We start from the raw sequence: 1,631 nt of genomic DNA on the forward strand, positions 1-1,631 counted from the left end.
CCCGGCACCAGGGCCCACCCCAGCGCGCGACGGAGGAGCGAGGGGTTTATCACCACCGACTCGGCCTCGCTCCGCCCGGTGGCCCTCCCGCCCTCGGGAGGACCGAGAAGGCCGCGCCGGTCACCCCGGTGCGGGCCACCCCGGTGCGGGACGGTGCGGGCCCGGGCACTCCGGCCACGGTCCCGGGGGCCCGCGGGTCGCGGCCCGGCCCACACCGGGGTGACCCCGCACTCCACGAGCCCGCCGGGAGCACCCCCGGCTTCCGTCACCAACACCGCCTCGGCACCGTCCGCGACCGCGCCGTACAGCACCGCCTCCACCACGACGGGGAGTTCCAGGGCCTGCTCCTCGGCCCGTTCGAGGACCTCCCGAGGGTCGTCCGGGTCGTCCGGGTCGTCCGGGTCCCCGGCCACCGCCGGCAGTTCCCGGGCGGTGGTCGGCAACGTCACCCACGACAGCGCGGGCCGCCGCCATCCCCGGGGGTCGTCCGCCGCGAACACCCGGGTGCGGATCCGGGGCCCGGGGTTCGTCACGCGCACCCGCAGGACCGGGACCGGGTCCGCCGCCATCCGGCGCCACCGGCTCCGGGCCGCGAGGCCGCTCACCAGCAGGGTCGTTCCCGGCAGACCGAACAGCAGCGTCAGCATCTGCCAGCCGAACGCGTCGTAGGGTTCGGCGGCCAACCGGACCCGGTCGCCGTCCACGAACACCACCGTGGGGCGCCCCGGCGCGTGGCTCTCCGGGAAGACCGCGTCCACGGTCCGGGTGTCCCCGCCGGGCAGGCGCACGGTGATCGAGTCCTCGTCCCGGTCGACCACCTCCACGGTGAGCCGCTGGGACCGGGCGTCCCGGGCGTTCTCCCGGGCCTCGGCCGCCAGGCCCTGCCACAGACACAGGCCCGTGACGGCCAACAGGGCACCGGCCACCACCAGGGTCGTCCTGCCGCGCGGGAACCCCCGCGCGGAGGCGGGCAACGGGTGGCGCTCCGGCCCGGCCGCGCGCTTCACCAGCTCCCGCTGCCGGGTTCGGGCCGCCAGCCGTTCCCACAGCGCGAGCGCGGTGAACACCGCGGCCGCCGTGACGCCCACTCGGGCGGGGAGCGAGGCGGTCGCCAGGGCCGCGGGAGAGGTGAGTTGGAGCACCGTGACCGGGGCCACCAGGATCAGGGCGAGGGTCGGTTGTCGCCACGCCCAGTACACGCCCAACAGCGCCGAACAGGCGAGGAACATCCCCCACCGGTCGCCGCCACAGGGGTCGGCGGGGGTGCAGACGGGATCGGGCGTGGCCACGATCGCCCACAGTCCGGTGCCCACGAGGGCGAGGCAGGACCACAGCGGGTGGGCCCACGGCGCGGGGCCGGCGGCGATCCAACGGGTGACGTCTTCGAAGCGCCAGGGACGCGCCCCGGCGGGTATGCGTTCCGCCGGGGGCGGGGGCGAGGGCTCGCTCACCACCGCATTATGACGGCGCCTCCGCTTGCCGAGCCCGACGCGACGGCCGGAAACCGCCTCTCGTGCCCACCGCGGCCGGTCACCTTCCGCGTGCCGCCCCTCGGCCGTTGAAACGAGGAGCCGACCCGGGAGGGGGTTTCCTCGAGGGGAGCCGATCCCGGGCACTCCCCTCCCACGCCC

General features: G+C 76.7%; 1 protein-coding gene. It reads right to left on the reverse strand.

All coding sequences use genetic code 11. From position 1 onward, the window contains the following. On the reverse strand, positions 1–1,454 hold a 1,454-nt coding region (locus FNQ90_RS22465; RefSeq protein WP_182608015.1), incomplete at its 3' end, for a hypothetical protein. Between the last annotated feature and the right edge of the window lie 177 nt (positions 1,455–1,631).

Origin of the sequence: Streptomyces alkaliphilus (genome assembly GCF_014141535.1) — a bacterium.
GTDB classification, from domain to species: domain Bacteria; phylum Actinomycetota; class Actinomycetes; order Streptomycetales; family Streptomycetaceae; genus Streptomyces; species Streptomyces alkaliphilus.